The 2,426-nt window shown below is 50.4% G+C and carries 3 protein-coding genes; 2 read left to right on the top strand and 1 reads right to left on the bottom strand.

Translation table 11 applies throughout. The features are described 5' to 3' along the window. Window positions 1-17: 17 nt before the first annotated feature. The gene (locus OB13_RS17145) at window positions 18-740 is read left to right on the top strand and encodes a hypothetical protein (RefSeq protein WP_461491404.1); all 723 of its coding nucleotides are present in this window, start codon (window positions 18-20) and stop codon (window positions 738-740) included. Window positions 741-825: 85 nt separating this feature from the next. Continuing rightward, complete coding sequence (locus tag OB13_RS17150; RefSeq protein ID WP_461491405.1) at window positions 826-1,419, top strand: hypothetical protein; 594 nt, start codon at window positions 826-828, stop codon at window positions 1,417-1,419. A 219-nt stretch (window positions 1,420-1,638) separates the two neighbouring features. Here OB13_RS17150 and OB13_RS17155 read toward each other — a convergent pair. Beyond that, window positions 1,639-2,426, bottom strand: a 788-nt coding sequence (locus OB13_RS17155) for an arsenite methyltransferase (protein ID WP_461491406.1), incomplete at its 5' end; no start/stop codon positions are given.

Here is a 2,426-nt window from a genome sequence, read left to right on the forward strand (position 1 = left end):
ATCTAAAACCATTCTACATGAAAAAGCTTTTATTCACTTTATTAGCCTGTACTTCGTTCCTGATCAGCCAGGCCCAGGATATCCTCATCAAGCGCAACGGTGATGAGCTAGAGGTAAAAGTACTGGAGATTAACCTGGAGGAGATCAGGTATAAGCGCTATGACAACCTGGAAGGACCTCTTATTTCGATTGCAAAAGGGGAAGTGTTCATGATCAAGTATGAGAATGGCACGAAAGTAACCTTTCAGGATGTCGTTCGGCCGGCCTCCAGCCAGGTGAATTACCCTGCCAGAACCGGGTACCCGAAGGAGAACCTCAGGCTAGGTGGACCGCGTCTTGGTTTTACTGTGCTGAGTCAGAAATACATCGACCATATCAGCAATGATTATGATACAGAAGTGAATGCGTTTATGACGCAGTTTGGCTGGCAGTTTGAGACGCGTGTATTCACACTCGAAAATGGTACATCCGGCCTGTTTGAGTTTGTACCCCTGATAGGTGGATTGGAACAGGGCAAATTTCTGCCAAGCCTGAGTGCACTGGTCGGTGTGAGGGGAGCGAAAGGGTTGGAGTTTGGGATCGGGCCGAATGTGACACTGGGAGGAGCGGGGCTGGTACTGGCTGCCGGCACCAATTTTCAGACGCAGGGCGTCAATTTTCCGGTCAATGTGGCTATCGCTCCTTCTAAAGACGGGATGCGCTTCAGTATCCTCTTTGGCTTTAATTCGCGCAAGTACTAAGCGAGCTATACTATCCTCTCCTTTTTACTGCTGGGATGTTACACCAGGACAATCCTGAACTAAACTCATTTTAAACTTATCAACCATGAAAATATTTTTAACATTTGGTATCCTTTTCCTGCTCCAACTGAGTGTATGCGCCCAGGATAAGATCGTCAAAGTAACTGGCGATGAAATAAAGGCGCGTATACTCGAGATTACACTTCACGAAGTCCTATACCAATACCCGGATTCACTACAAGGTATAGCCCGGCGTCTGCCGAAGGGAGAGGTGTTTATGATACAGTTCGAAAACGGGAGTAAGGAAGTTTTTGAGCAGAACCTGCCGGACAGTCCGGCCAATCTACATTCGGCTTGGTCACCAGAAATGATGCAAAGCCTGGGGAGGGAGGATGCGCTGAAATATTACAAAGGCAATGGCGCGATGTGGGGATCGGCTGCCAGTTCCCTGATTATGTTCCCGATCGGGCTGGCTGGCAGTCTGGTGATTGGTGCAACGCCACCCAGGACCGAGAACTTCCGGGTGTCGGATACGCATTTACTCTCCTATACGGACTATGTGCAAGGATATCAAAAGCAGGCACACAAAAGGAAAAAGAACAAGGCGCTGGCAGGTGTCGGGATAGGAGTAGGGATTCAGTTAACGTTGGTGATGCTGGTTCTGGCTGCGTATCGATAAGCTGTATTTTGCTATGAAGTGGCGGCTTTATTAGGCACGGTAGCGCCAGCTTGTAGCTCTCAAAATACCTCCTTCGTGAAGGAGAGGAGGGGATGTAGACCCCGGCAGAGCAAACCATGCTAGGCTTCACCGGTTATTGTCTTAAAACGTAAGTTCAAGTTAACATAAAAGGCCACCCCAGGTATAGGGTGGCCTTTTATCTATTATGCAGGTCAAAGATTAGCAGCAACCTGGTTCGCAGCAGTCTTCTTCCGACGGTTTGTCGCCGTACACCGTGATGCTGTATATACCAATGTTGCTTTCCCTGAACTGCTGTATACCTTCGGCATCCAGGTAATCCTGCAGGATCTCATCCGGAACATGGATAGCTTTCTCCTTTTGCAAAGTGATGTTTTCAAAACCAGCCTCGCGGATGATCTGCAGGTATTCTTCTTTCTGGATGGCTCCGGACACACAACCGGCATACATTTCGCTGGCCGCGATAATAGCTTTTGGCAGTTCACCTACCAGCACCACATCCGATATACTGAAATGGCCGCCCGGCTTCAACACGCGGAAAGTTTCGGCAAATGCCTTGCGCTTGTCCGGTACGAGGTTAAGCACGCAGTTGCTGATGACCACATCGGCACGGTCAGCGGCAATGGGCATAGCTTCGATCTCGCCTTGCCGGAATTCCACGTTGTTGAAACCGAGTTTGTCGGCATTTTCACGGGCTTTGGCAATCATTGCCTCCGTCATATCCACGCCGATCACTTTGCCGCCTTCACCTGTCAGGGCGCGTGCCACGAAGCAATCGTTGCCCGCTCCGGAACCCAGGTCTACGACCGTATCGCCTTTCCTGATGCGGGCAAATTCGGTCGGTACGCCGCATCCCAGCCCCAGGTCTGCATCCGGGTTATACCCTTCAAGTTCGGTGTAGTTGTCGGCAAAGATAGCGTAGTCGACGGTGCCGCAACCGGTGGCGCCACAGCAGGAAGCCTCGTTCTGCTCTTTGCTTTGCAGAGCGA

Source organism: Pontibacter sp. HJ8 (assembly GCF_054824225.1).

Coding starts and splice junctions, on each gene's coding strand:
- OB13_RS17150 (WP_461491405.1), top strand. CDS start 826: ATGAAAATATTTTTAACATTTGGTATCCTTTTCCTGCTCCAACTGAGT.
- OB13_RS17145 (WP_461491404.1), top strand. CDS start 18: ATGAAAAAGCTTTTATTCACTTTATTAGCCTGTACTTCGTTCCTGATC.